Annotated in this window: 23 protein-coding genes; 7 read left to right on the forward strand and 16 right to left on the reverse strand. The window is 53.9% G+C overall.

From position 1 onward, the window contains the following. Window positions 1–238 precede the first annotated feature (238 nt). On the reverse strand, window positions 239–1,393 hold the full coding sequence (locus J7412_RS11370) for a hypothetical protein (protein WP_209078771.1): 1,155 nt from the start codon (window positions 1,391–1,393) through the stop codon (window positions 239–241). Between the two features lie 207 nt (window positions 1,394–1,600). Between J7412_RS11370 and J7412_RS11375 the strand changes: the two genes are divergently transcribed. Continuing rightward, entirely contained in the window at window positions 1,601–2,380 is a 780-nt protein-coding gene (locus J7412_RS11375) for a hypothetical protein (RefSeq protein WP_209078772.1), read from the forward strand. Here the strand turns inward: J7412_RS11375 and J7412_RS11380 are convergent. Then, window positions 2,377–2,721, reverse strand: a complete 345-nt coding sequence (locus J7412_RS11380; RefSeq protein ID WP_209078773.1) for a hypothetical protein — start codon at window positions 2,719–2,721, stop codon at window positions 2,377–2,379. The genes J7412_RS11375 and J7412_RS11380 overlap by 4 nt on opposite strands. A 155-nt stretch (window positions 2,722–2,876) precedes the next feature. Between J7412_RS11380 and J7412_RS11385 the strand changes: the two genes are divergently transcribed. Further along, the gene (locus tag J7412_RS11385) at window positions 2,877–3,479 is read left to right on the forward strand and encodes a recombinase family protein (RefSeq protein WP_209078774.1); all 603 of its coding nucleotides are present in this window, start codon (window positions 2,877–2,879) and stop codon (window positions 3,477–3,479) included. Between the two features lie 32 nt (window positions 3,480–3,511). Here J7412_RS11385 and J7412_RS11390 read toward each other — a convergent pair whose 3' ends face one another. Both J7412_RS11390 and J7412_RS11395 read right to left on the reverse strand, forming a co-directional pair. Beyond that, window positions 3,512–4,132 carry a hypothetical protein gene (locus J7412_RS11390; RefSeq protein ID WP_209078775.1) on the reverse strand — a complete coding sequence of 207 codons (621 nt, stop codon included), beginning with the start codon at window positions 4,130–4,132 and terminating at the stop codon, window positions 3,512–3,514. 486 nt (window positions 4,133–4,618) lie between these two features. Further along, complete coding sequence (locus tag J7412_RS11395; RefSeq protein WP_209078776.1) at window positions 4,619–4,801, reverse strand: hypothetical protein; 183 nt, start codon at window positions 4,799–4,801, stop codon at window positions 4,619–4,621. A 794-nt stretch (window positions 4,802–5,595) separates the two neighbouring features. On the opposite strand from J7412_RS11395, the gene J7412_RS11400 reads away from it, so the two are divergent. The 3 genes from J7412_RS11400 (at window position 5,596) to J7412_RS11410 (ending at window position 9,733) form a co-directional block, all read left to right on the forward strand. After that, window positions 5,596–6,627: an SIR2 family protein gene (locus tag J7412_RS11400; RefSeq protein ID WP_209078777.1), complete on the forward strand. Its 1,032-nt coding sequence runs from the start codon at window positions 5,596–5,598 to the stop codon at window positions 6,625–6,627. Between the two features lie 8 nt (window positions 6,628–6,635). After that, window positions 6,636–8,384 carry an ATP-binding protein gene (locus tag J7412_RS11405; RefSeq protein ID WP_209078778.1) on the forward strand — a complete coding sequence of 583 codons (1,749 nt, stop codon included), beginning with the start codon at window positions 6,636–6,638 and terminating at the stop codon, window positions 8,382–8,384. Window positions 8,385–8,617: 233 nt separating this feature from the next. After that, window positions 8,618–9,733, forward strand: coding sequence for a hypothetical protein (locus tag J7412_RS11410; protein WP_209078779.1), 1,116 nt, complete (start codon window positions 8,618–8,620; stop codon window positions 9,731–9,733). A gap of 51 nt (window positions 9,734–9,784) precedes the next feature. Here J7412_RS11410 and J7412_RS11415 read toward each other — a convergent pair whose 3' ends face one another. Further along, window positions 9,785–9,964, reverse strand: a complete 180-nt coding sequence (locus tag J7412_RS11415) for a hypothetical protein (protein ID WP_209078780.1) — start codon at window positions 9,962–9,964, stop codon at window positions 9,785–9,787. A 155-nt stretch (window positions 9,965–10,119) separates the two neighbouring features. Further along, window positions 10,120–10,338 carry a hypothetical protein gene (locus tag J7412_RS21865; protein ID WP_247743899.1) on the reverse strand — a complete coding sequence of 73 codons (219 nt, stop codon included), beginning with the start codon at window positions 10,336–10,338 and terminating at the stop codon, window positions 10,120–10,122. A 451-nt stretch (window positions 10,339–10,789) separates the two neighbouring features. Between J7412_RS21865 and J7412_RS11425 the strand changes: the two genes are divergently transcribed. Further along, on the forward strand, window positions 10,790–11,464 hold the full coding sequence (locus J7412_RS11425; protein WP_209078782.1) for a DNA methyltransferase: 675 nt from the start codon (window positions 10,790–10,792) through the stop codon (window positions 11,462–11,464). A 71-nt stretch (window positions 11,465–11,535) separates the two neighbouring features. Here the strand turns inward: J7412_RS11425 and J7412_RS11430 are convergent, their stop codons facing one another. Genes J7412_RS11430 through J7412_RS11440 form a run of 3 tightly spaced genes read right to left on the reverse strand, consistent with a single transcriptional unit; the run spans window position 11,536 to window position 13,548 of the window. Beyond that, on the reverse strand, window positions 11,536–11,748 hold the full coding sequence (locus tag J7412_RS11430; protein WP_209078783.1) for a hypothetical protein: 213 nt from the start codon (window positions 11,746–11,748) through the stop codon (window positions 11,536–11,538). A gap of 25 nt (window positions 11,749–11,773) precedes the next feature. Continuing rightward, entirely contained in the window at window positions 11,774–13,141 is a 1,368-nt protein-coding gene (locus J7412_RS11435; protein ID WP_209078784.1) for a relaxase/mobilization nuclease domain-containing protein, read from the reverse strand. Then, on the reverse strand, window positions 13,138–13,548 hold the full coding sequence (locus J7412_RS11440; RefSeq protein WP_209078785.1) for a hypothetical protein: 411 nt from the start codon (window positions 13,546–13,548) through the stop codon (window positions 13,138–13,140). Before J7412_RS11440 ends, J7412_RS11435 begins: the two co-directional genes overlap by 4 nt. Before the next feature lie 631 nt (window positions 13,549–14,179). On the opposite strand from J7412_RS11440, the gene J7412_RS11445 reads away from it, so the two are divergent. Continuing rightward, window positions 14,180–17,329 (forward strand): calcium-binding protein, encoded by a 3,150-nt coding sequence (locus J7412_RS11445; RefSeq protein WP_209078786.1) that lies wholly within the window; start codon window positions 14,180–14,182, stop codon window positions 17,327–17,329. 24 nt (window positions 17,330–17,353) lie between these two features. On the opposite strand, the gene J7412_RS11450 is transcribed toward J7412_RS11445, so the two are convergent. The 7 genes from J7412_RS11450 to J7412_RS11480 all read right to left on the reverse strand — a co-directional run bounded on the left by J7412_RS11450 (window position 17,354) and on the right by J7412_RS11480 (window position 24,918). After that, window positions 17,354–17,968 carry a nucleotidyltransferase family protein gene (locus J7412_RS11450; RefSeq protein WP_209078787.1) on the reverse strand — a complete coding sequence of 205 codons (615 nt, stop codon included), beginning with the start codon at window positions 17,966–17,968 and terminating at the stop codon, window positions 17,354–17,356. A gap of 66 nt (window positions 17,969–18,034) precedes the next feature. Beyond that, window positions 18,035–20,452 (reverse strand): FAD-dependent oxidoreductase, encoded by a 2,418-nt coding sequence (locus tag J7412_RS11455; RefSeq protein WP_209078788.1) that lies wholly within the window; start codon window positions 20,450–20,452, stop codon window positions 18,035–18,037. A 226-nt stretch (window positions 20,453–20,678) separates the two neighbouring features. Further along, window positions 20,679–21,089: a Fur family transcriptional regulator gene (locus J7412_RS11460; RefSeq protein ID WP_209062882.1), complete on the reverse strand. Its 411-nt coding sequence runs from the start codon at window positions 21,087–21,089 to the stop codon at window positions 20,679–20,681. A gap of 103 nt (window positions 21,090–21,192) precedes the next feature. Further along, entirely contained in the window at window positions 21,193–22,035 is an 843-nt protein-coding gene (locus tag J7412_RS11465; RefSeq protein WP_209078789.1) for a PhzF family phenazine biosynthesis protein, read from the reverse strand. Between the two features lie 34 nt (window positions 22,036–22,069). Further along, window positions 22,070–23,482 (reverse strand): protein adenylyltransferase SelO, encoded by a 1,413-nt coding sequence (locus tag J7412_RS11470; protein WP_209078790.1) that lies wholly within the window; start codon window positions 23,480–23,482, stop codon window positions 22,070–22,072. A gap of 45 nt (window positions 23,483–23,527) precedes the next feature. Continuing rightward, window positions 23,528–23,980: a GNAT family N-acetyltransferase gene (locus tag J7412_RS11475; protein WP_209078791.1), complete on the reverse strand. Its 453-nt coding sequence runs from the start codon at window positions 23,978–23,980 to the stop codon at window positions 23,528–23,530. Next, window positions 23,977–24,918, reverse strand: coding sequence for a nucleoside hydrolase (locus tag J7412_RS11480; protein WP_209078792.1), 942 nt, complete (start codon window positions 24,916–24,918; stop codon window positions 23,977–23,979). The genes J7412_RS11475 and J7412_RS11480 overlap by 4 nt, the downstream gene beginning before the upstream one ends. Between the last annotated feature and the right edge of the window lie 279 nt (window positions 24,919–25,197).

The raw sequence follows: 25,197 nt of genomic DNA on the forward strand, positions 1-25,197 counted from the left end.
CCCTTGATCGGCGGACGCCGCGCGAGGCATATTGGTACGGCTTGGAAGAGCAAAAAGCAGCATGAAACCTAAACCCGATACACCTTAGAAACGCTGCAAAACTGTCCAAAAAGATGGGACCACTTCAATCCGCTTTGCGGTCATTCGCTGCGATTGCAAAATCGAGCCAGTGGCGAACTGGGTGTCTGCGTGACCATGGTACCTTTGCTTAATTTGAAAAGGCCGGCAATTTTGCACGCTAACTACCAGTTGCAAGGAACCGTGCTACGAACTTAATCGCGTCGTTAGCTTTAAGCATTAAGTCTGTGGCAGTGTTGACGCGGTCAACCGTTTCCCAGTTGTTCTCTGGGCGGCGAGGTATTGCGCCACGACGCGACACCCTTGAGACGCCATTTGAAAAAGACAAACTACTGATGGCTGTATGTATGGCTTCTAGCTTGTTCTTTTCATCACTGAGTTTTTCAGCGAGAGATTTCGCAGATTGCCTATCTAACGAACCAAATTCTTCTTCGCGAAGATTATCAATCCGTTTTTGAAGGCTAAAAATCTTTGGCCAGCGATTGTCCAACTTTGCAGCAGGAAAGTCCGACAAAAAGCTTTGCATGACAACCGACTTCTGTTCCTCGTTCAACTCACTTGACGATAATGCTGACAATATTGGTAAGGCCTTATCAACTGACGAGGCATACTTTGTCACGATACCATGAGCGGCTTTCTCGATCTTCTTAAGCTTAGCTTCTGCTTCGCCCGCATGCCCCTTGCTCGCCTTGATCCGCTGTAAAATCTCGGGTGCTTCAAAGTCTCTTAGCAACAAATCTCGTTCGACACGCTCGATTAAATCGGCCACTTTTTCTAGCCACTTAATCAGGTGTTCTTCGGTCGGCTGCGCGGGGCACTTTGTGACGTTGAAGGTGTGCACCCCCTTCACCAAAGTTATCAAGCAGGGCAACTCAGATCGCGAAATTCCGTAAAGTTCCATGAAGTCCGGCACCATTCGTGCCGTGCTTTGAGCGAGAGCTTTGCTGGCATCTCTGTAGTATTCTTTGTCTGACAGTTGATCGCCGTTCCGCCACCTCTCCATGTTGAACTCTGAGATAAATTCTCTCGCGACAAGAGTTTCGGCTTGGGGTCGTTTATATACGCCATTGATAATGTTCTCCCTCCCGCCTGGCTGACCGACCGAAGAAGCTGCGCGAAGGCCGTCTGCACAGAGCAGAAAACCCGTTTTTCGACCTATGATTCCATCAACGTGCGAAGCCTGTTCGATCAGCCAACTAAGCATTTCTACGTCCTCTCTGGACGTTCCCAAAAAGATGCTCAGTACAATCTCGTCGGTTTTCTCAGTTATGAACCAATTGTGGATGTCTTCTGCCGTTCCTTCCTTAATGATCATACAAGCTCTCCATTAAAGGTATTCCCGTCCAACAAAGCCCCTCAGGTGGACCGTCTGTCATGCTTTTTAACCTGCTTTGACATTTCGGACACTAGTGCACATATCAGCATGAATAACAAAGGGCTCGGTACCGACATTCTCTGCGTTCTATACAGATGTCAGCAGCGCAAACATAACCTCCGGTTAACCAAACCTTAACGCGCGTAAGTGTATAATTTCATTGTGCCTTTTGAAGACAAATACAATGAAACACGACTAGCGGAACGTTTTGCAAGAGAAGCGCGGGACTTTAGCGACCTACAGAACGAGATAGCTGGCCGCGATGTAGGCAGGATTGGACGTTTCTTGTCTGACGGCGTGAAGAACGCTGATCCTTCGGGCAAGGCGAGACAAGAACACGCCGAGACGCTGACGCGCCTGCAACTGGTGCTTCTGAACGATCCGGCCTATGCCGCACTCTATGATGAAACAGCCCAAGCCTTGAACGATGCTCAGAGCCGCCTAGACAGACTGCTAGAACGCGTCGCCACGGAAATAGAGAGCGGCAAAAACGCACTTATGGAAGCCTTAGATCAAGCTGCCAATCTTCCAGATGGCACCAAAGTATTCAGAGACAAGAACGGTGATGCGCGCACACGTGACGGTTCTCTTGCCTCAGACGAGCTAGTCGAAACCATTGTATGGCGGGGGAATGAGCCGAGCTATGAAGATATCCAAGAACAGATCGAACGCCTCGCACGTCTGCGTGCGATAGAAGCAAAAATCCATTCTGGTCAGGCAGAAATAGGTGATTTGCAAATCGCTCTTGGCAACGCAAACGATGTTAAATCTCCCGATGAACTGCACGACACGCAAAAACGTGCTGAAGACATTGTAGACGACGTGGAAAGCAGTTTTGCTGCTGAGCTAGAGCGAGATCACATAGCCCCTGAAACAGAAAGACCTAACGTTGAAACTTCATCTACAATAGCCGTTCCAGAGCTTTAGAAGTCTCCGCATTCTTTTTCAACAACTGCCAGAATGACCGCCTGTGGGTGGTAGTTTGACAGTCCCTTCATTACTTCACGAATCTGAGCAGACCGAGCAGACTGGCTGTCGTTGCCGCCTCCATGCCAAGCGTCGATACATCTGGCTATATGCTCTTTTCCTTCAACTTGCGTCGCAACAATCCCGATCATCGTTACAGAGGATTGAAAATATCCGTCCTGCTGCTTTTCGCTCCACTCCAACACGTCGGCACTTGTGAAGCCGTCCGCCAGGGAAGGCTGTGGAAGAAATGCAAGAAGACCAATAAAAATATTTGAAATCAGTGTTTTGCGGGTGATCATATACGAAGGATTTTGAACACCTATACTTTAAAGAGGCATATGAAAACAGTATATTCCAGAACGTATGGAAACCGAGGCTTTCACCGATTGCATCCACATTCAATCGCGCTTAGCGCCGCCTGTTCAGAAAGGTTCGTTTTTGATCAGGAGGTCGCATGAGCATCTGGCCACACATAGCAACGACAGGGCGACTTATCGGGTACGCGCGCGTTTCCACCAAGGACCAAAGGCTGCGAATGCAGCTTGATGCGCTAAACGGTGTGAATTGCGATCTTATCTATAAAGACCACGGCGTTTCCGGCGCGAAAGCCAGCCGAAGTGGCCTGGACGCCATGCTGGCAGAATTGCACGAAGGCGATACTGTGGTCGTATTCAAGCTCGACCGCTTGGGCCGTTCAGTTCTGCATCTTGCAGACCTGCTGGTACGATTTCAAAACGAGGGTATCCACTTTTGCTCCATCAGCGAAGGCATCAACACCACGACACCTGGAGGTAAACTCGTCTTCCACCTGTTCAGCGCTTTCGCCGAGTTCCAACGCGACATTATCGCAGAGAACACGCGGGCAGGGCTCGATGCCGCTCGAAAGCGAGGGGCAAAGCTTGGTAGGCCACCTGCGATTGATATCGGTGTCGTTTTGGAAGCTCACCGCACGATCCAACAAGAAGGCTTGACGATCTCCGGTGCCGCACGGCTATTGGAGGTGGACCGGAGCACTCTTTCTCGACATCTCAACAATACACGAACGCTCAGTTTTTGATTAAAAACTCTTGATAGCAGCCAATCTATGTTTCAAGGGTTTAGGTCGCATGAGTCTGAGAACGTATTTGTAAAGGTGCAGCCGAGGAATTGATCGCCATATGCCCAGACGACTGTGCCAATGAGTGTCAGCGCCAGGCTAAATTTTGCTGCTTTCCTTTCCGCAAATTCCATTGGCAAACCAAGAATATTCTGGACCGATTTCTTGAGGTTGTCTCTGGTAGTATTATTGCCAACCTGCTCCCATCTAGCACGAATCGTACGAACTTCGCGCGCGGCATTCATTGTCGATAGGAGCCCAGCGATTACTACTATTGCTCCTGCCCGTGGAAACTCCGAAGGTTGTCCAGTTTCTACAGATCGCAAAACCCCAAGAACTAGCAACGCAGAGGAGAATACCAACAGACCAATATTGTATCTATCGACAAACCAAGTCGATCCGATCATCCGATAAGCCAAGTGTCTCTTTATCGAACGAACTGGGAAACGGATTGCCTCACCGTCTGCGGGGGGAAAGCCAATACTTGAGACATGTCGAAGAAACATGAAATGCTCTAAAATTTTGTAGATGCAAAAAACCAGGCAGGCCAACAAGAAAATGTAAATAGCACCAAGTCGATGTCCAATTGCATCCCAAAATAATTCTTGCAACAATATTTAGTCCTTGAGTAAGTTCATTCTTCTTGCGGCAAAGTCTAGGCAGCCATCCGCTCTACGAGCATTCAAATCGACGTGCCGAATAGCAATAAGCGTCCCGGTTCGTTTTGATAAATTTAGCATGAAGGTAGCTCTCAAACCAAGTGTTTCAATGAAGTGGAAGGCAGAAACCTCCTTCATGTTAATGAACTCGGTCGGTATTCCTGACCTTTCGCATTCAACATCCGAAGCTTTTCGAAAATTTTGATACTCTATCTTTCCTTCCGACCTCTTTATAAGTCGCCAAATGGACTGAAATTTTAACAGCGAATTTCGAGCTAGAGGATCATTATCAGTTTCACTATCCATCGCTTCTATCACATCGTGCATTATCGAATCGATGTCAGATTTACTAACCTCCTCGTGTTCGTTGAATACGGAAATAATGGTCGATTTCGCAATCAAAGAAAGTATCCAATAAAACAAAAAGACAGCAACTTGAGCCTAGGTCGGCTCGTCAAGTTTCTGAAGGGCTTTAGCTATTCCATTAGCAGCAACTGACTTACTCGTTCCAGCAGGAACAGACACAGCATCAAGATCATCCCAATCAAAGTTCATCTTTTGGTTCTGCATAGGCATAGTCACCTCACTTTTTGTGGGTTTCGCACCAAATTTAAACAATTTCATAAGTGACTCCAGCATTTTCGATTTTACTATTACATGAATTTGACAAAAGGTCAATAGAGTGTACCTATTTGTTCAGCCTAGCAATAAAAGTAATGTCAATTTGGTCTGCGCGTAACGCGCGATATGTGCTCTGGATGGTCCAAAGCCTGATGTGCGAGATGTGCTTTGAAGGGGCCAAAAACTGAACTGAATCGATCGTACGCAAGATGTGTGCGTGGTAGTACCACTCACATCTTGGCAAGGGGGCCCGCTCCAGAACTAACGTCCTTGCGCGCCCCCGTTGCATCCCCCCGGCCTATGGCTCCGATCAGGGCATTGAACCCTTGCCGTAGCCAGTAGAACGTGTGGCCGTTCAATCACCACCATGTCATGGAGACCAACCCTTCGCGGTTTGGATGCGCGCCACTTCATGGAGACGATTTCATCGAGACCAGGAAGGAAGCACTTCGTAGCTGCCCTTACCTTGGAACCTTCCCATCGAGCCAAGGTGCTATCGCGCCCCCTGACAACCCACTCTTTGGACTTGGAGACGTGCCTCTCCACCAACACCGAACCAAACACGAACTGTAGGTTGCTCGACCACCGACATCTACCCACGATATTGCGACCCTCTCCTGTGGATAGAAGCACATTCCGAAAATTTAGAGATGAACACGCTGTATGTGCCTGCTACGATTGGTTAAAACGAGCGGAAAACAAGTCGAGAGGCAGAGCGTGTCACGTTTAACCGATCTATTAGAACTGGCGAAAGCCAAAGACGTCGATCTCGGGTGTGATGAATCGGACTATATCTTATGACTGACGAGCCGATAGAGGTAGTCGCAAAGATCGCCCAGAATTGCATCCAGAACGTTCCCGCTATTGTGCTCGGCAGCGGCGCGTCAATTCCCCATCAAATTCGAGGGATGGGGCCGCTTGCAAAGCATTTGATTGAACACGTCGATCCAGTTGGAGACGAAGAAATCGACGCGTGGACCTTAATCCGAACTGCACTTGCGAACGGCGACGGGCTCGAAGAAGCACTCCTAGGAACGGCTGCCCCAGCTTCTTTGGTGAAAAAAATAGTACACCAAACATGGACGGCGATAGCGCTTGATGATCTCGCTGTATTACAACGTGCCACCACCGCAGCAGAGGCATTCCCGCTATCGGATATGATCCAAGGGTTGTTCAAGAGCACGGCCAGCACCGTGCATATCGTTACGCCAAACTATGACCGGGTCGCCGAGTACGCCAGCGATGTAGCTGATGTCGTTCACATTAACGGCTTTGTCCCTGGTTTGATCCGTCGCAGAGAAGGCGCAGACACAATTTTGATCCGGCGAGGCAACTATCCAGCAAGGACAGTTCGCATCTGGAAAGTTCATGGGTCTTTGGACTGGTTTGAAGACCAGCATGGGGCTGTGTTGTCCCTTCCTCTTTCAGGCAGCATACCTGACGGCCTTCGACCACTCATAGTCACTCCCGGTGTTAGCAAGTATGAACGCACCCACGACGAACCCTTTAGGTCTGCGCTTCAAGGCGCAGACACGGCACTCAGCGCTGCCTCGGCTTTTCTATGTGTAGGCTATGGTTTTCGGGATGCGCATATCCAACCCAAGTTGGTCGAACGTTGCCGCCAGAAAAACGTACCCATCGTGATCCTCGCAAGAACGCTCACTGACGAAGCCAAGCAGTTCCTCCAGAACAGTGCGGGCAGAGCGTATTTGGCCATGGAACACCATGACGAAGGAACGTGTGCATATTCACCGGATTTCCCTAAGGGAATTACAATACCAGGGCACAGTCTTTGGTCCTTTGACCAGTTTAACAAACTCGTGTTGTGAGGATTTAGATGACTATATTCGATTACAAAGACAATGAAGCTCTTGGCAGAATTATCGCTGTTGACAGCGCAGTTGTCGTTGTCCGTGTCGATGAGTTGGAGCGTCTTAAACGTATTCAAGTCAATCGCCTTGTCGCACTTCAAAGCAGTAAGGCGGGGCAGCATCTCGTCGGGGTAGTTTCTCGCATAACAAGAAAAGCTCCGGACGGCACCGTTGAGGCAGAGCCAGAAGACGCCGAAGTCATTGAGCTCCCAGAAAACAATCTCGTTCGCATCTCTTTAATTGGCACGCTCATTGACCATATCGGCACCGCAAAGAACGTCTTCCGCCGAACCTTAGAAACTGTGCCCGAAATTGATGCCAACTGCTTCGCTTTGGAAGGGGAGCGCCTAACAAACTTCATGCAGGTGATCTCGAACGTCATCGGCGACGGTCCTCAACTGGAGATCGGCAAATACACGCTCGACGAAGACGCCACAGCCTACCTCAACGGTAACCGGTTGTTTCAGCGACATGCGATTGTTGTCGGAAGTACAGGTTCGGGAAAATCCTGGACGACGGCGCGATTGTTAGACCAAGTCGCAGCTCTGAAGCAAGCCAATGCAATCCTGTTCGATATACACGGTGAATACAAGACGTTGGTTGGAGAGGAATTCAGGCATTTCAGAATAGCCGGACCTGGAGATTTGGATGGGGGCGACGCTCTGAGTGACGGTGTTTTATACCTGCCATACTGGCTCCTTGGGTACGAGCCGATGGTGTCCTTATTTGTTGAACGATCTGATCAAAATGCACCCAATCAAGCGATGGTTATGGCGCGCTGTATCACGGATGCTAAACGTGCCTATCTCGAAGGTGGCGGACACACAGACATTCTTGAGAATTTTACGGTCGACAGCCCTGTGCCGTTCGACATCAATTCTGTGGTCGACGAGTTGGAAAGGTTAGACAAGGAACGCGTTGAGGGGGCCAAAGCTGGAACCACTAAAGCGGGTGACTTTAACGGCAAGCTGAGCCGACTGATAGCTCGGTTCGCTTCCAAGCGCCTTGATCGTCGTCTTGGTTTCTTGTTCCAGCCTCACGCCGAATGCATGGAAATGGATTGGCTTGTGCATGTTGCGCACAACCTCATTGGTGGGCGAGGTTCTCAAGAGGACGGAAATGGCGGAATTAAGATCGTCGATTTCTCAGAGGTTCCATCCGACATCCTGCCGCTAATGGTGAGCCTACTGGCAAAGTTGATATTCACAGTGATGCAGTGGACAGATATCGAAAAAAGGCACCCCGTCGCGCTCTTTTGTGACGAAGCTCATCTTTATATTCCAGAGCGGCCCAGCAGTGAATCCGTAGACGATATTTCTGTTGGAATTTTTGAAAGAATTGCGAAAGAAGGTCGAAAATATGGCGTGGGGCTAGTCGTAATTAGCCAGCGTCCTTCTGAGGTTAATCGCACAGTACTTAGCCAGTGCAACAACGTTGTCGCGATGCGTCTTACCAATGGCGAAGATCAGGCTGTCATCAGGCGATTGTTACCCGATAGTCTCGGCGGTTTTGGTGACTTGCTACCTGTATTGGACGTCGGTGAAGCACTGGTTGTAGGCGATGCCAGTTTGCTTCCAACGCGTGTGCGTGTGGCCGAACCAAAGTACAAGCCTGACAGTGCGACCGTTCAATTCTGGGATCGATGGAGTGAAGACGATCCTGTCTCTGACACGGAAAAAGCTGTTGAATCCTGGCGAAAACAGAGCGTTCAATAGTCTTTTTCGGCGTAATACTGACGCGAGAGGTCTCGGACATGCAGCATCCATTTCATGCGTGGCCTCAGACCTACTGCGAGCGGCTTATACTGTCTCTTTTGGTTTAGGACCTTGCTAGCGCACGGACTTCAGTCCGTGATCAAAGTCGAGGATAGAGATGAAGTTGCCGCAAAAAGTGGCCCCCAAAAATATGAGGAATTTGTGCAATCTGATCAATGTGGTAGCATCCTGCTATGACTGAACCGCAATTGCCACAGACTGCGCCAGAGGTATTTTTCCAGCTCTTGCGCATAAACGAGGAACGTAAAGCTCGTGAAAAGGATGAGGTTGCGTCGGAAATTGGAACTGCAGCACTCCCATTGCCCGACGACTTACTAGCCAAAGTGTTGGGCTTATTCCCGGCCACTGCTAAGGAAGTCCTTAGAGAACATCCTGGATTTATTTTGTCCGAACGCCGCAGTCACTACTTGGCAAGCCTGTCTATAATGCGTTTGGCATTCGATGATCTGTTCGCACTACTGATAAGTTTCGAGAACCTCATCAGCACAGGCAAAGCAGAGATCACGAAACTCAAAAACCGCAATAAATTGGAAACCCTTGAACTGCGAATTCAAAAAGAGCTTTACGCAACCGCCAGTGCAGCAGCTTCAGTTGTCGACCATTCTAGGCGGCTTCAAAAGCGTTTCGAGTTCAAGCAGTTTAGAGTTCAGCTTGGCCAGGCATTTGGTGACGATGGCTTGCATGATCTAATTATCGGTATGAGAGTGCTTTTGCATCATCTCCATATGTTTAAGGCCAGCTGGAGCGAGCAACGCGATTTTCGCACTGGTGTCAGCACAGGTGCCTTTGAGGTGTACAAATCCGATCTTGAGCATGCAATCGATCTTCATCCAGAACGGTTTGGCGGCAAAAAAGGCAAGCCCCTAAGGGATTTCGTGAGTGGTAGTCCCGATAGGATAAATCTGCGTTTTTTGTTTGAGGACTATCAGAAACGTTTTGAGAGATTCCATAAATGGATGGAAGGACAACTGATAGTAGCAGCACCTGAAAAACTTCGTGACTATGACCGTTGCATCCTTTCCGTGGATCAGCGATCAAGCCGTATGATGTGGGATGCGCTGATCGGCAACTGGTTACAATGGGAACGTATCCCTAGCATTCACGATTACCTCCAAGACTATTTCGATTGCGAGCAGCTTAAAGAAGTCTACCAGCTACCGCGCAATTCGAAAGAACAGGCTGATAAGATCATTGATTTTCTAGATACATTTGGCGCTGCCGATTGCGAATTCCGCGAACGTGTCCATCAACTTTTCGAGCGTCTAAATGCTCAAGAGAAAGGCATATAGCAAATCTAGAGGAATGAAGAACGACCAGCTTTGCGGCTGGTCGTGGGTAATTTAGAAGCTTGGAGTGCGACACGCCAGCTCGTGCTCGATTGCTTCGAGTGACGCCAGTGCATCGCGGCGTTGCTGAGAGCCGCGCGGGGCGGAGGCAAGTGCGTTGAACGCCTGACGCAGTAGACCATGCAGCTCTTCGAGACTGAGCCTAGCCGCTTCATGTCGTGTGATAAGTTTCATTGTATCCTCCTTGAGGTAAGGAGGCCCCGACCATCGGAGCCTTTCGGCCCCGGACACCCACATAATTATTGGGGTTAGAAGGCATCCGCATGGACGGCGGACACCGCTAGGTCATGGATGATCGGTGATACTTGTCTTGGTGATGTAAAGCGGCTTTAGGCCAGCAAGGCGCGCAGCATGGTTTCTTGTTCTTCAAGGTCAGGCACTTGCTTCCGCCACGGCCAATACTCGCGTTCTTCAGCAATCAGACGGTCGAGCTTGGCTTGGTCGAGGTTAGTCTGGCCGTGCTGTATGGCGTTCACATAGGCGAGGAGGCGGTCGCGACCTTCGCTGCCTTCGGTCAGATACTTGGTGGCTTTTCCGGCATCGTACATGTGGCCTTGTTTCTGGAAGTTTGCCTGCGCTTGGCGCAACGAATACCCAGAGTTTGGGCTTCCGCGTACTTCATCGTCGGGAAGGTCTTGGCCATCGGCTTCCCACCAGCAAATCGAACACGTCGCGGCAATAAGAGTTGGCAGCGACGGAAATCCGCAGCACGGGCATGGGTATCTGTGCGTTTGTTCAGCCATGGTCTGCATATAGTCGCTAGAGCGGTTGGATTGAACCGTTGAGTAGCCGGACGGCTACAAGAGTTTTGATTTAGAAGGCTTTGGGGCTTTGCCCCCGCGCGGCGCAAGGGGTGGGTCCTCGCCATGCTCGCTTCATTACATTGCAGCTCCGCGTGCTTCTGGTCCCGCTCTTCGAGCGCTCTGGCACCTTGCTCCCCCTCACTTCGCCAGTGGGTCAGCTGGTTTGCATGCGCAAACCATAACAGGAGGAAAAGACATGAGTTTTCAAAATGAAATCATCTGCGGAGAGTCCGTAAAAACACTAAAAACCATATCAGAGGGCAGCATTGATCTAATCGTGACAGACCCGCCTTACGGCGTGAACTATCGTGACCGGACAGGCCGTAAGGTAAAAAACGACGACGACTTACGCTTTGTGTTGCCAGTCTTTGAACAAGCGTTTCGGGCATTGAAGCAGGATAGCTACTGCATTTCATTCTACGGTTGGAACAAGGCGGACCTGTTCTTGAAGGCCTGGAAAGATGCAGGGTTTCGGGTTGTGGGGCATCTGGTCTGGACGAAGAACTATGCTTCTCGAACAGGCGTGGTGAAATACCACCATGAGCAAGCCTATGTATTGGCGAAGGGAAGACCATCAAGACCGAAGAATCCCATTGCAGACGTGTTGCCGTGGACGGCGACAGGGAACCGCGCTCACCCAACAGAAAAAGCGGTTCAATCACTTACGCCGTTGATCTGGTCCTTTTCAAAACCGGGTGAACTGGTGTGTGACCCATTCGCAGGGTCAGGTAGCACATGCGTAGCGGCAGCGTTGGCAGGCAGGAACTATCTCGGAATTGAACTCGAAGACAAATACTGCACCCATGCCCGCAAGCGCCTTTCGGGCGTAGAGCGATACATGGCGACCAAGGAACGGAAGCAAGCTGCCTAGAAGCATAAATACTTGAAAAAGAGAACACCGCCCCAGCGATGGAGCGGTGTTAAGTGTTCTGGGATTTGATCTTATTCATTGTCAAAATTTTCCTCGCGCTTTGCGCTCGGTTTGAACTTCGGAACAAGGACATCTGGCTTGCCGATGCGTGCATGCGCCAGCCGAATGGCCAGCCGCACCGTGTCCTCGGCTTTGAGCCGGAAGTGCTTGGTTAGATCGTACAATTGTGCGGCGTGCGCCGCATCCAGATTGAGCATCAATGTATGTCGCATATGTTCAGTCATTGGCGACCTCCTTTCTTTTTGCTCGTTAAAACTCAGCTCCATAGCCGCGATCACGACCACGTTCGCGGGTACGTTCATTGCGAACGCGTTCTCGCTGGGTGTCATCGCGCTTGTGTTGTTGGTCTTTGTTTTTGGCTGTCTCTTTGGCTTGGTAGGCCGCATCAAGGCTTGGTACATCGCCGCGCTTCATCGAGATGTATGCAGCAATTTCCCGCTTGATTTCAGCCACTTCCTTCGCACGATCCTCGCGCATCTTGTTGAGTGCAGACTGGAGTCTTTGGCGTTGATCAAGCTGCTTTTGAACAAGCGAATCCTTCTCGGCGCGGTCACGCTGCCATGAGCGAAGCGCAGCAAATTCGTTCTCTCGTTTGATGTCCGATAGCTTGCCCGTCAGGCGACTCCAGAGAGCGCTGAAGCCTTTGGGCAGCTTGGCCGCGCGCTCGGCCATCTCGCGTTGTTCGCGCTGCAAAATGCGGCGGTTGTTCTCCTCGCGTTGGCGCTGATGCGCAGCAATCATTTCCTGCTTTTTCAGCTCGACGGCAGGAGAGACCCGCCTATGCGCAGCATCAACTTCTTCCACGTAAGCCTTGAGCTTATCAGTCATGCGAGAAGCGATTTGCGCTTTGGTGTCATCGACGCTCGGAAGCTCGATATCCTTTCCAAGACGCTCGCGCACATCCTTTGTCTTCACGCCCGACCAGCGGGAGAGTGAGTAGACCTCTCCTTTTACATCGACGGCCACGGCTGCCCGCCTGTCACCTTTGGCCAGGAAGAAGCCTTTCTCTTCCAGCGCCGCTTTGAGCGTTTCGGCATTGTCGGATGTGCGCCAGCATTCCTGAATTGCGGCTTTGAGCAGCCTCGGGTCTTGTTTGGCACGTTTGGCTTGTTGCCATTCAGCATGGCTATAGTTGAGCGGATTGCGCATGGAGCGGTCCAGTAGCCCAGCGGGCATGTCCCATCCATTCTCCAGGTACAGATCGCGGGACACGTCCATCAGCTTTTGCTTGTAGAAGGACATGTTCTTCGCGCGCATCTCTTCGGAATCGATGCGGCTCCAGACAGCATGCGCATGCCGACGGCCTTCTTTTTCATGAAAGACAATGGCGCGTTGATGTTCGGTCAGCTCCAACTTGCGCTCGATCTTATCAATCGCTTGTTCGAAGATATGCCGATCCACTTGTTGATCTTGCGGCGGGTTCAAGCTCATGGAGAAGAGATGCTTCTCGCATTTGGTGCCTTTGGATAGGGCTTCCGCCTCTTCAAAGGCCGATTCCAGATCATCGCTGACGAAGCCGCGTAAATCGTGCAGCTCGACATGTTCATTGCCTTCCATCGAAAGCAGGTATTTTGCGAGCTGGGGAGCGTTACCACGTTCTTTGGCCTTTAAGATCATGAGCTGCCTCCAATCTGGAGGGCACGCATCAGCTCTGCGCGCATAGCCGCGATATCGGCGCAAGCCTGCTTGATCTCGTCTTCCGTCTCAGGCGTGACAGGCAGGGCGCCCATATTTGTCGCCCGTGCGAGCTGGTTCATGTTCTGAGACAGGCGCGACTTGCCTAGCTGCCCTAAGACACGGCCTAGGCTTTCAGTGTCCACCGCCGGAGCAGCCGGAACACCTTTGTCCTTCGCAATCGCCTCGCGCAGGATCGCCTTGATCAATCCGCCAATCGGTTTGCCCTTGGCCATCTTTTGCAGCGCAGCACGCTCTTCAAAGCTCAAACGCAGCGAGAACGGCGCTTCACGCTTCTTTTTGGGCTTAGTAGACGCTATGTCATTGAAATTATTCCGAGGACTGTTCATCGCCGCACCTCGGATCATTGTCCTGAGTTACGGTGTTAAGAGAGTTCTCAATAGCTTGCAGATGGCGCTCCCACTCTTCTAGAGCCTCGAAGAGAGAGTTCGAACTTTCTCCTCCTAGGTGCGCCATTTCTCCTACAAAAAACTCTCGTGAACCGAATCTGCGACTCGCCCTAATGGGGTGTTTTTGTGGCAGTCGGATCGATTGTGTCAGCCAGGTTGAGGCAGTGAGTCGCTCGCGTGTTTAGAATGTGGCAAGAATTGGGCGATCAGCATCTTCTTAAAATTTTGACAATAGGATGCAATTGTCTGGCGGATTGTTGCACTTTGAAAATCATATTATTTACAGTGACTTACGTCGAAAATCTCCCAAGTTTTTAGTTCTCTGCAAATTTGAGAGAACTTGAAAATTCAATGTTTTGGCTTCGTTAAGCGGAAAGTCCTACCAATAGAGGTGGGATTTGTAACGGCCTGGGAAGGCCTTATCGTGGGGACACAGTCATGTTTCTCAAGCAGTACAGCTTTGCCAAGAGCAAGCCGCATAGCCAGGACGCTATGCCTTTAGGCGGACGTATGGCCGCACAGCAGGTCGCAGGACGCGCCGCGCACTAATACTCAGTCTGAGGACAGTTTGATGCCTATCACCATTACTGTGGATCGCAGTAGTGCGCCAGTCGAAGTGCGCGCGGAAATGTTTGGAGCCAACCTCCTTGGCACAACCAATGAGGTCAATGGCGTCCCCACAGACGAGTTTTCTGATGCCATTGACGTTCTGGGCTCCACAAGGCTGCGCTATCCCGGTGGCCGCGCTGCGAGCGAGAACATCATTGAGCTGGACCGCTCTGAAAGCGGCACGGACCAGCTGCGCGAGGATCTGCGGAATTATCTCGACTGGGTGATGGAGACCGGCAACCGGACCACTTTGGTGGTGCCTGCGCTGTCACCTGAGAACGCCAATCAGCAGGATGTGCGCGATTGGGCCAACCTGATGCTGCAGTATATGGGCGATAAGGCGGAGCTGATTGTCGGCTATGAAATCGGCAATGAGTTCTGGCAGCACATTGATGAGCGCGAATACGGCGAATACGCCCATGACATTGCGCGCGGCCTGAGCGGGGCTTCGATCAATGGCTATCAGCCCGATATCTGGGTGCAGAGCTCCAATGTGGTCGGGGATGGCTCTAACTATAAAGGCGGCAGCTTTGGGAGCATTTCGGATGAAGATGCGATTGCGGCCATGCAGCATTGGGACCGCGACGTGCGACCGGCGGATTGGTCTGACGCGCAATCTGGCGAAGACTATTATCGCAGCCTGAGCGGCTTTGAAAAACGCATCGTGAAGGGCAACCTCGAGCTCATCGAGCAGTTGGATGCCGACCGCGATATCACCAACGGCTTCCAGACAGACAGTGCCTCTGGCGCTGTCGACGGGGTGATTGCGCATTACTATTTTGACGATGAGGTGGACGGCTATGACCTCAGCCCGGCCGCCAGCCGTTCGGAGCTGAAGAACCTTGATCTGCGTCTGGCAACCTGGGAGGGGCTGATCCCTAAGGACCTCGATCTGCAACTTACGGAATGGAATGTCGAAATCGGCCATTGGTCCTATCTCGGCCTGCGCGCGGCTGGCGCGATTGTGGAGCAATTCCACAGCATGGTAGAGCTGGGCGTGGATGGGGCGGATTTCTGGACCATCCGCCACAATACCGCGTCCGCGATTGCGGGTGGCAACAATGATGCTGGTCCGGTTGAACTGACCCCCGCGGGTGTCGCGCTGAAACTGATGACCGAGAGCCTGCACCCGGAGAACGGCGCGATGTATGCGGTCAGCCTAGGGGGCTTTGATCCGACGCAGCTGGAGGTGAATGCCTTTACCAACGGCTACCGGACGGTTGTCTATGTGACCTCCCACAGCGAAAATTTTGGCCAGGACTTTACGCTCGATTTGTCCGATCTTGCAGGTATGGCTGAAAGCTGGAGCGGGCGGCTGATCGGGTTTGACGCGGCAACCTCTGACGGTTTGAGCGACAATGCGGCCTATGATGAATATGGCGATCTGGCCTCGCGTAACCCGCGGCGGACCATTGATCAGGCTGAGCTGAATGCGCTGCGTGATGTTCTGGGAGATGCCTGGGATGACAGTTTGATCAAAACTGTTGGCGGAGCGACCAAAACCTACCTGCCGCAGCCACAGGACATTCTGTTGCGCCCCGGTGTGTCGCGTGCAACCAGCCTGAATGATTTCTATTTCGCGACGGAAACCGATATCACGGGCACGATCACCGATGTCTCGCAGCAGGCGCTTGGTAGCGATGTTTCCAATCTGACGGCGACGCTCAATCCCTATGAGGTGATTGAAATCACCATCGTGCATGAAGATGTCATCTTCGGCACCAATTCCGCAGAAGTTCTCGAAGGCGGCGACGGCGAAGATGGCTTTGATGGCAGCGGCGGGGACGACTATATCAACGGGCGCGACGGGGATGATTTCCTGGTGGGCGGCACCGGCGATGACACCGTTATTGGGGGGCGCAACGACGACCGTTTGGAAGGGCGCGACGGTGAGGACCGGCTTTATGGCGGCAGCGGCGATGACCGGCTGATCGGCGGGGATGGCGATGACTATCTGCGCGATGAAAACGGCAGGGATGAGTTTGTCGGTGGCGCTGGCAATGACACGGCCTCCTATTGGGGGCACCACTACGGCGTTTATGTTGATCTGCACACCGGCAAGAACAACAGCTCGGACACTTATGACAGCATCGAAAATCTCTACGGGTCCAATGAAGCCAATGACACGCTGGTGGGCAGCCGTGGTGACAATCTGCTCTATGGTGCTTTCGGGGATGACCGCCTCTATGGGCGCGCCGGGGACGACACGCTGAGAGGTGGTGATGGCGATGACTATCTGCGTGATGAAAACGGCCGGGATGTCTTTGAAGGCGGTGCCGGACAGGACACTGTGTCTTACTGGGGGCACAAATACGGTGTGGCGGCGAGCCTGACCACCGGCAAGAACACCAGTGGTGACACCTATGACAGCATCGAGCACCTGCTTGGGTCCAATATTGCAGACGACCGTTTCTACGGCAATGAGGTGGCAAACCGTCTGGACGGGGCTGGCGGCAATGACTCGCTGCATGGCTATGACGGGCATGACACGCTGATCGGTGGAGAAGGCACAGACCGGCTTTATGGCGGCGAGGGCAATGACCTGCTGGAAGGTGGTGCAGGGGATGACTATCTGCGCGATGATGACGGCAACGATGTGTTTGACGGCGGCGAAGGTTTTGACACCGCCAGCTATTGGGGCCATGCGACCGGCGTGACTGCCAACCTGCAGACCGGCGAAAACTCCAGTTCTGACACCTATGTCAGCATCGAAGGGCTTGTGGGATCGCAAGAGGCTTCCGACCATCTGACCGGTGATGCGGGTGACAACTATATCCGTGGTGCGGCAGGCAACGATACGCTGATTGGTGGTGGTGGTGATGACACCCTGCGCGGCGATGCGGGCAATGACCGCATGACAGGTGGCATGGGCGTGGATGTGTTTGTCTTCCACAACGGCTTTGGCAACGATGTGGTGACCGACTTTGACGTGGATGGTGATGCGGATGTGCTGGACTTCTCTGAGGTCACAGAGATCAAGAGCTTCTCCGATCTGATGTCAAATCACGCCAAGCAGAGCGGGGCTGATGTGGTGATCTCGCTGGGCAGCCACAATATCACTTTGGAAGATGTGCAGCTCAATGATCTGAGCAGCGACCACTTCCTGTTCTAAGAGTGCTGTTCTAAGATCTCTTCTCTAAGACTGGGGCGCGGCTTGGGTTTGATCCTGCGCCGCGCGCCAGTTTTCCCATTGCTCCGGTGTGTCCAGATCAATGAGGGCATGATCGCCGGGCAAAGGGATCAGCTTCACCACATCATGGTTGGCTTTCAAAATATCGCGCGCGCCGACATCGCCTGACAGTTTGCGCAAATCTTCAAAGAAGCGACTTGGAAAGAGTACCGGATGGCCGGGTTTGTCGGTGCTGGTTGCCCCCCGCAGAATAGCTTTTGGATCGTCTTGATGCGCGGCAGTGAGTGTTTGAAAATCCTCGGCCGTGAGCTCCGGCATATCCGCAGGCAAGATCATCACGGCGCTGGTCTTCTCCGGCAATGCCGCAATACCGCCGCGCAGAGAGTGGGCCATGCCTTCATGTGCATCAGAAACTTCAACGATGGCGACGTTCAGACCGTCCAAAGCGTCGCGGCGCTGACGCCTGTCGGTGGGCAAGGCAACCAGAACCTCTGCGCCGGTCTTCATGGCCCGTAGGGCCAGAGTGCGCAGCAGTGGGGCGCCCTCTACCTCCTCCAGCAATTTGTCTCCGCCCCGCATGCGAGATGAAGATCCTGCTGCAAGTATCAGTATCGAAATCATTTTCTTGATTTAGTACCCATTTCGGGCGCCGCAGGTGTTACGGCGCCTTTGTTTTCTAAGGCGATACTAGCCCCGCATGCGCGTGCCGTCTGCATCAAATGGCGGAGTTGTCATGATCTTCGCCGGGCGCATTTTTCCGAGGATTTCGATCTCGACCTCCAGATCAGCGGTGATCTGTTTGGTGGGCACAAAACCAATGGCGATGGATTTCTGCGCGTGATGCGAGTAGCCGCCGGATGTGCAGAAGCCAACGACCTTACCATCGAGCCAGATCGGCTCATAGGCGTGAACATCGGCGTCCTCTGCCTCAACCTCAAAGCAGCACAGTTTGCGGGTTGCGCCTTCGGCTTTCTGAGCTTCCGCTGCTTCACGACCGATGAAAGCGCCTTCTTTCTTAAAGGAGATAAAACGGTCCAATCCGGTTTCTGCGGCGGTGTAATCGGGGGAATATTCCGAAAGCCAGGAGCCGAAGAATTTGTCGAGCCGCAAAGACATCATGGCGCGCATGCCAAAGGGACGCATGCCAAGCGGCTCTCCGGCATCCCAAAGTGTGTTCCAGAGGGCGCGTTGTGCCATCGGATCGCAGTAGATCTCAAAGCCCAGATCACCTGTGTAGCTGACCCGTTGGACAATGCAGTCCGCCATGCCGATGGTCAGCGGCCGCACATCCATGAAGGCCATGTCTGAGATATCGCTGCGGGTGCAAGCCTGCAGGACTTCGCGGGCTTTGGGACCCGCGATTTGGAAACCTGTGAGGCGGTCAGACACGTTTTTGACCAGCACGCCTTCGGCCTCGTTCTGCTCAAACCACCGCATGTGATAGGCTTGCGCGCCGTAAGAGGCGGTCAACTGGAAGGCATCCTCTGACAGGCAGGACACGGTGAAGTCGCCGATCAAGCGGCCTTTGTGGGACAGCATAGGGGTGAGGCTCAGGCGGCCCGGTTCCGGAATGCGGCCCGCCATGATCTTGTTGAGCCATTTGCGGGCATTCGGGCCGGTGACCATGTATTTCCCGAAGTTGTGGACTTCGTTGATGCCCACGGCTTCGCGCACGGCTTTGACCTCGCGCGCGGTGGCGTCAAAGGCGTTCGAGCGGCGGAAAGACGGGGTTTCATAACGCGGTTCATCGCCTTCTGCGAAGTAGTTCACCACCTCAAGGCCAAACTGCTGCCCCCAGACAGCACCCATTTTGTCAAACACGTCATACATCGGCGTCTGCCGGAACGGGCGCGCGGCGGGCAATTCTTCGTTTGGATAGGAGACCGAGAAGCGGGTTTGATAGTTTTCGATGACTTTCGGGCGGGTGTAGCCCGGTGTGATCCAATCGCCAAACCGTGCGCAATCCATGGCGAAGGTGTCGCGCTCGCATTCTCCTTCGACCATCCATTGCGCCAGCATCAGCCCAACGCCGCCGCCCTGGCTGAAGCCGGCCATCACGGCACATGCGGACCAGTAGTTGCGCATACCGGGCACGGGGCCGACAAGCGGGTTACCGTCCGGGGCAAAGGTGAAGGGGCCGTGGATTACGGATTTCACACCTGCCGTCTGCAGGGCAGGGAAGCGGTTATAAGCAAAGGCAATGCTGTCTTCGATCTTGTCAAAATCATCCGGCAGCAGCTCATGGCCAAAGTCCCAAGGGGTGCCATCGACCGCCCAGGGGCGGCAGGGTTGCTCATAAAAGCCGATGCAAAGGCCGCGGCCTTCCTGACGGAAATAGCTTTCTCCGGCGGGGTCCATCACATGCGGGTGCTCTTTGCCGTCCTGCATCATTTCGACAATCAGAGGCACATCTTCGGTGACGATGTATTGATGCTCCATGGGATGCAGCGGGAAATAGACACCGGCCATGGCCCCAACTTCGCGCGCCCAGAGGCCCGCCGCATTGACCACATGCTCCGCATGGATTGTGCCCTTGTCGGTGATCACATCCCAGGTGCCATCAGCGCGCTGTTTGGTGGCCAGAACCTTGGTGTGGGTCTGGATCGTTGCACCACCAAGACGTGCAGCTTTGGCGTAGGCATGGGTGGTGCCGGAGGGGTCAAGGTGCCCGTCCAGCGGATCATAGAGCGCGCCGAGGATGCCCTCGATATTGGTGGCAGGGGCGAATTTCTGAATTTCCTCCGGCGTGAGGATTTCGGTGTCCAGCCCCATAAAGCGATGCTTTGCCCGTTCGGCCAACAGCATGTCAAACCGGTCCTGATTGTCTGCCAGCGTGACGCCTCCGACGTGGTGCAGGCCGCAGGACATGCCGGTGAGTTCTTCAAGTTCCTTGTAGAGGTTGATTGTGTAGCCCTGAAGGGCCGCCATATTGGTGTCGCCGTTCAACGTGTGAAAGCCGCCCGCAGCGTGCCAGGTCGAACCAGAGGTCAGCTCATTGCGCTCCAGAAGCATGACGTCAGACCAGCCAAGCTTGGTCAGATGGTACAATACCGAGCAGCCAACAACGCCGCCCCCAATAACGGCCACGCGGGTGGTGGTCTCCATGGCGATCTCCCTCTTGTTGTTGGTTTCATCAAACGAACAACGCAAACGCCCCGGCATGTCGGATTGCGACAGAAAGTGTCGCATCTGGATTTTGGGGGCTCACGATCTTTGGTGGTGCCGGTTCTGGGAGGCTCGCTTTTCTGGCGGCACTGGCAAACAAAAAGGCCCGCTGCAGCGCAACGGACCTGATCCCCTCAGATGGGGTAAACCTGTGCCTGACGGGCTGTTATTTCTTGATCGGTACTCCGTAGAGTTCCAGCCGATGGCCCTTGAGCGCATAGCCGAGCTTTTCGGCAATCTTTTCCTGAAGCGCTTCGATCTCTGGATCGACAAATTCAATGACCTCACCGGAGTTGATGTCAATCAGGTGGTCATGATGGGCGCGCTCCGCATCCTCATAGCGCGCGCGGCCGTCGCCAAACTCGTGTTTGTCAAGGATGCCCGCTTCTTCAAAGAGTTTCACGGTGCGGTAGACGGTGGCCAGTGAAATGCCGGAATCGCGCGCCGAAGCGCGGGCATAGAGTTCTTCGACATCGGGGTGGTCATCACAGTCCTGTAAAACGGCCGCGATGGTCCTGCGTTGTCCTGTCATGCGTAAGCCTTTGGCTTCGCAGCGTTCTATGATGGTGTCGCCCATGATCGCCCGTTTTGGATGCCTTGTTTTTCTGGCTTTCCTGTCTATCCAAAGACGTCATCAAATTCCACAGCAATTTGCCAAGATTTCTGGGGAAAACTCCGGATTAGAGGGTCAGATTCCCTGACATGACCCGCACGGCGCTCCCCGCGACGGCCACGCCTGCGCTGTCGGCCCGCACGGAGATCTCGCTGCGCCGTCCCATGTCTTCGCCCTGTACGATGGAGAGCGACACCTGCACGCCTTCGATGCGGTGGAGCAAAGCACCAAGGGTGGCGCAGGCGCTGCCGGTCGCTGGGTCTTCGGGAATATTGTCTAGCGGGGCAAACATGCGAGCATCGACATGGTTGCCGTCGCGCACATAGGCAAATTGCGCAAAATCAAGGCCGGAGGGGTGTTTGGCGTTGCCTTCCCTGAAGGCAGTAATGTCCGTGGTCAGGTTGGCGAGCACCTCACGGGATTTGAGCTGTGTGATTGTGAAGGGCAATCCAAGAGAGGCCATGACGGGCGGATGGGTGGCAAAGACGATGTTGTCGGTGCGGGTGCCAAGTGCTGCGGCAACCAGCGCGGGGTCAGGTTCGGCCTGCAAATCCAGCGCGGCGGTTGTGACAAACTCTGCATGTCGTCCGTTGATCTTGCAGGCAACGGGGCCGATGCCGAGTTCCAGCGTCAGATCTCCCTGGGCGCCTTCATCGGCGAGCGCGAGCGCGGTGCCGACAACCGGATGCCCGGCGAATGGGATTTCCATGGTCGGGGTGAAAATTCGAACCTTTGTAGTGTGTTGCGCCTCATTTGGCGGGTAAACGAAGGTCGTTTCAGAGAAGTTGAACTCGCGGGCGATCTTTTGGAGCTGATCTTCGGCGAGCGTTGTCGCGTCGGGGATCACCGCCAAAGGATTGCCACCAAAGGGCGCTTCGGTGAAGACGTCATAGACAAAATATTTGGTCATAAAGAGCCCTTTGTGTTTGCTTTCTAAAGCGCGTTTAGGTGCCGCAGAAGGTGTGTGTGACGACCTCTCCCGGTTCTGGAGGTGCGGTGAGGTCGGCAAATTCCTCAATGACATCATAGGGCTGCGCGAGTGCGGCGTGCAGCCTGTGAAACGGGGCATAGTCACCCTGAAGCGCGGCTTGAATGAGCGCTTCGATGCGGTGGTTGCGCGGGATGCGCACCGGGTTGGCCGCAGCCATGGTGGCTTTGGGATCAGTGGTTTCCGCCTCCAGGCGACGCTGCCATCTGCTGTGCCAGTCCTGGAAGGTGTCAATGGCACCAAGAGGTGACTCTGTGGCAGTTCCATCCGTTAGGGCACTGAAACTATTGGTGAAATCGACCTTGGTGTCGGTCATGATTTCCAGCAAGTCCGCAATCAAGTCTTCATCCTCGGCCACAACTTCCGTGATGCCCAACTTGGCGGCAAAGCGGTTGCGCCACCCGGTGCGGATCATCTCGGGCATGGCGTGCACCAGCTTGGTGAATTCTTGCACAGCGGCGTCGGAATTGCTTTCCAGCGGCAGCAGTGCGGTGGCCAGTTGTGCCATGTTCCAAGCGGCGATTTCCGGTTGATTGCCATAGGCATAGCGGCCGTAGTGGTCGATGGAGGAGAACACTTTTCCGGGGTGGAACGCATCCATGAAGGCGCAGGGGCCATAGTCGATGGTTTCGCCCGAAATGCTGCAGTTGTCTGTGTTCATCACCCCATGAATGAAGCCTAGGGCCATCCAATGGGCCACCAGCGCGGCTTGGCGTGCGATGACGGAGGCCAGAAATTCCGCAGGGCTCGAAGCCTCAGGATAATGGCGCGCGCAGGAATAGCTCATAATGGATTGAAGCCCCTCAATATCTTGGCGGGCAGTGAGGACTTGAAAGGTGCCAACACGGATGTGGCTGCTGGCGACACGGGTGAGGATGCCACCGGGTTGTGGGCGCTCGCGAAAGACGGTTTCACCGGTTTCCACGGCGGCAAGGGCGCGGGTGGTTGGAACGCCGAAGGCATGCATAGCCTCGGAGACAATATACTCGCGCAGAACGGGGCCGAGCCACGAGCGGCCATCGCCACGACGGGAGAAGGGGGTTTTCCCAGAGCCCTTGAGTTGAATGTCGTAACCTTTTGATTCTCCTAAGAGAACCGCACGACCGTCACCCAGTTGCGGGTTCCAGTTGCCAAACTGATGACCGGCATAAAGCTGTGCGATTGGGTCTGAGCCTTCTGGCAGCTGGGTGCCAGAAAAGACCTGCGCGAGTTCTGCCTCGTCCGTGTCCTCAGTGATGCCCAGTTCCGCACCAAGGGGCGCGTTATAGGCGATCAATTTGGGGGCACGGACCGGGGTGGGTTTCTGGCGGGCAAACAGGCGATCGGGGAGATCGACGTAGCTGTTTTCAAAGGGAATATGCAGGCTCATATAGGCAAGATAATCCGCCCGCTCCAGAAATCCAGAGGCTTTGCGTCAGCGTTTCGTGCGGGTCATCAAAGCGTAGCGGTCACGACGTGTGAACCCCGCGCGCTCATAGAGCTTCTGCGTGGAGGCATCTTCGCGATCCACTTCGATATGAAACGCGGTTATGCCATTGGTTTCAAGCGCTTCACAGATGCTGTAAAGCGCGCTGGAGGCCATGCCACGGCCGCGTACATTGGGGCGGATGTAGAATTCGTCGATGGCGGTGTCCATTCCGGCAAACTCCACCGACCAGCTGAAGGTCACCACAAGATAGCCAACCGGGGCGCGGCGCGGGCCGATCAGGTAGGCGCTTCCATAGGGCGAGCCATTTAACAGCGGCACCAGCGCATCGGCGCGCTTCTCTGGCGAGCTTGCCATGTGCATTTCAGCGTGAAATGCGGCCACAAGCGCGTCCAGACGGTGAAAATCTGCCTCGGTGGCGAGATGTACGGCGCCGCTCATAGTCGTGCGAGCCGTTCGGTGAGCAGGCCAAAGAAGCCGTCAGCATCCACATCGCCAATGAACAGCGCGTTGGGTTTGCGGTCGGTGACGCCCCACCAATCGGCGACGGTCATGCCCATGGTCAGTTCTGACTGGGTTTCAATCTCCACATTGATGTGGCGGCCGGTGAACAGATCGGGGTTGATCAGGTAGGCGGTGACGCAGGGATCATGCAGCGGTGCGCCTTCGGAGCCGTATTTCTCGCGATCAAAACGTTCAAAGAAATCAGTCATTTCTGCAACGGCGACGCCGGCTTTGGTGCCCAGCGCGCGGAAGGCGTCGTTGCGGGATTTGGTCACCAGCGCCTTATGGGTGACATCCAGCGGCATCACCACAATTGGAACGCCGGATTTAAACACGATATCAGCGGCTTGCGGGTCCACATATATGTTGAACTCGGCTGCGGGCGTGATGTTGCCCACCTCAAAGTAGGCGCCGCCCATCAGGACAATTTCCTGAACCTTTTCAATGATATCAGGCGCTTTCTCAAAAGCCGTCGCGATGTTGGTGAGCGGGCCAAGCGGGCAGAGCGTGACGGTGCCAGCTTCATGTGCGCGCAGGGTTTCGATAATGAAATCAACGCCGTGCATGTCCTGAAGCGGCATTTCAGGATCGGGAAGCACGGGGCCGTTGAGGCCTGTTTCGCCGTGCACATGCTCTGCGGTCACCAGAACGCGGCCCATTGGGCGTTCACACCCGGCAAAGACCTTCACGTCGGATTTGCCTGCTAACTCACAGACAATACGCGCATTTTTAGCAGTCAGAGAGAGTGGCACGTTGCCAGCAACGGCGGAGATGCCAAGAACGTCGATCTCCTCGGGGCTGGCCAGCGCCAGCAGAATGGCGACGGCGTCGTCTTGCCCGGGGTCCGTGTCGATGATGATCTTGCGCGCGCTCATAGCCGTCCTCTTTGATGGTTGAGAGCGCACACTTACAATGTGGGCAGGCGATGTCTAGCGGCCATGGCGCTGGCGGGGTTAATTCTTTACCGTTCGGTCGAAATCCGCTCATTTTTGGCTTCGGTATCGCGTCGGTATTGCGGCTGTATCGCGGAGGTGCCGTTTTGCGCCGCATTGCAGTGCAACACCGCGCAACAGGCAGGCTTTTCGTCGCCGTAAATCACGTTTTGGTAGAAGGGTGTTACAGGGCTCTGGCTTGGGGTATCCAAGGGCAAATTG

The organism is Shimia sp. R9_3, assembly GCF_017743755.1.
Classification (GTDB): domain Bacteria; phylum Pseudomonadota; class Alphaproteobacteria; order Rhodobacterales; family Rhodobacteraceae; genus Shimia.

Coding starts and splice junctions, on each gene's coding strand:
- J7412_RS11410 (WP_209078779.1), top strand. CDS start 8,618: ATGACTGAACCGCAATTGCCACAGACTGCGCCAGAGGTATTTTTCCAG.
- J7412_RS11405 (WP_209078778.1), top strand. CDS start 6,636: ATGACTATATTCGATTACAAAGACAATGAAGCTCTTGGCAGAATTATC.
- J7412_RS11465 (WP_209078789.1), bottom strand. CDS start 22,035: ATGACCAAATATTTTGTCTATGACGTCTTCACCGAAGCGCCCTTTGGT.
- J7412_RS11395 (WP_209078776.1), bottom strand. CDS start 4,801: ATGAAATTGTTTAAATTTGGTGCGAAACCCACAAAAAGTGAGGTGACT.
- J7412_RS11445 (WP_209078786.1), top strand. CDS start 14,180: ATGCCTATCACCATTACTGTGGATCGCAGTAGTGCGCCAGTCGAAGTG.
- J7412_RS11385 (WP_209078774.1), top strand. CDS start 2,877: ATGAGCATCTGGCCACACATAGCAACGACAGGGCGACTTATCGGGTAC.
- J7412_RS11480 (WP_209078792.1), bottom strand. CDS start 24,918: ATGAGCGCGCGCAAGATCATCATCGACACGGACCCCGGGCAAGACGAC.
- J7412_RS11415 (WP_209078780.1), bottom strand. CDS start 9,964: ATGAAACTTATCACACGACATGAAGCGGCTAGGCTCAGTCTCGAAGAG.
- J7412_RS11470 (WP_209078790.1), bottom strand. CDS start 23,482: ATGAGCCTGCATATTCCCTTTGAAAACAGCTACGTCGATCTCCCCGAT.
- J7412_RS11400 (WP_209078777.1), top strand. CDS start 5,596: ATGACTGACGAGCCGATAGAGGTAGTCGCAAAGATCGCCCAGAATTGC.
- J7412_RS11440 (WP_209078785.1), bottom strand. CDS start 13,548: ATGAACAGTCCTCGGAATAATTTCAATGACATAGCGTCTACTAAGCCC.
- J7412_RS11475 (WP_209078791.1), bottom strand. CDS start 23,980: ATGAGCGGCGCCGTACATCTCGCCACCGAGGCAGATTTTCACCGTCTG.
- J7412_RS21865 (WP_247743899.1), bottom strand. CDS start 10,338: ATGTACGATGCCGGAAAAGCCACCAAGTATCTGACCGAAGGCAGCGAA.
- J7412_RS11455 (WP_209078788.1), bottom strand. CDS start 20,452: ATGGAGACCACCACCCGCGTGGCCGTTATTGGGGGCGGCGTTGTTGGC.
- J7412_RS11380 (WP_209078773.1), bottom strand. CDS start 2,721: ATGATCACCCGCAAAACACTGATTTCAAATATTTTTATTGGTCTTCTT.
- J7412_RS11450 (WP_209078787.1), bottom strand. CDS start 17,968: ATGATTTCGATACTGATACTTGCAGCAGGATCTTCATCTCGCATGCGG.
- J7412_RS11370 (WP_209078771.1), bottom strand. CDS start 1,393: ATGATCATTAAGGAAGGAACGGCAGAAGACATCCACAATTGGTTCATA.
- J7412_RS11460 (WP_209062882.1), bottom strand. CDS start 21,089: ATGGGCGACACCATCATAGAACGCTGCGAAGCCAAAGGCTTACGCATG.
- J7412_RS11430 (WP_209078783.1), bottom strand. CDS start 11,748: ATGACTGAACATATGCGACATACATTGATGCTCAATCTGGATGCGGCG.
- J7412_RS11425 (WP_209078782.1), top strand. CDS start 10,790: ATGAGTTTTCAAAATGAAATCATCTGCGGAGAGTCCGTAAAAACACTA.
- J7412_RS11435 (WP_209078784.1), bottom strand. CDS start 13,141: ATGATCTTAAAGGCCAAAGAACGTGGTAACGCTCCCCAGCTCGCAAAA.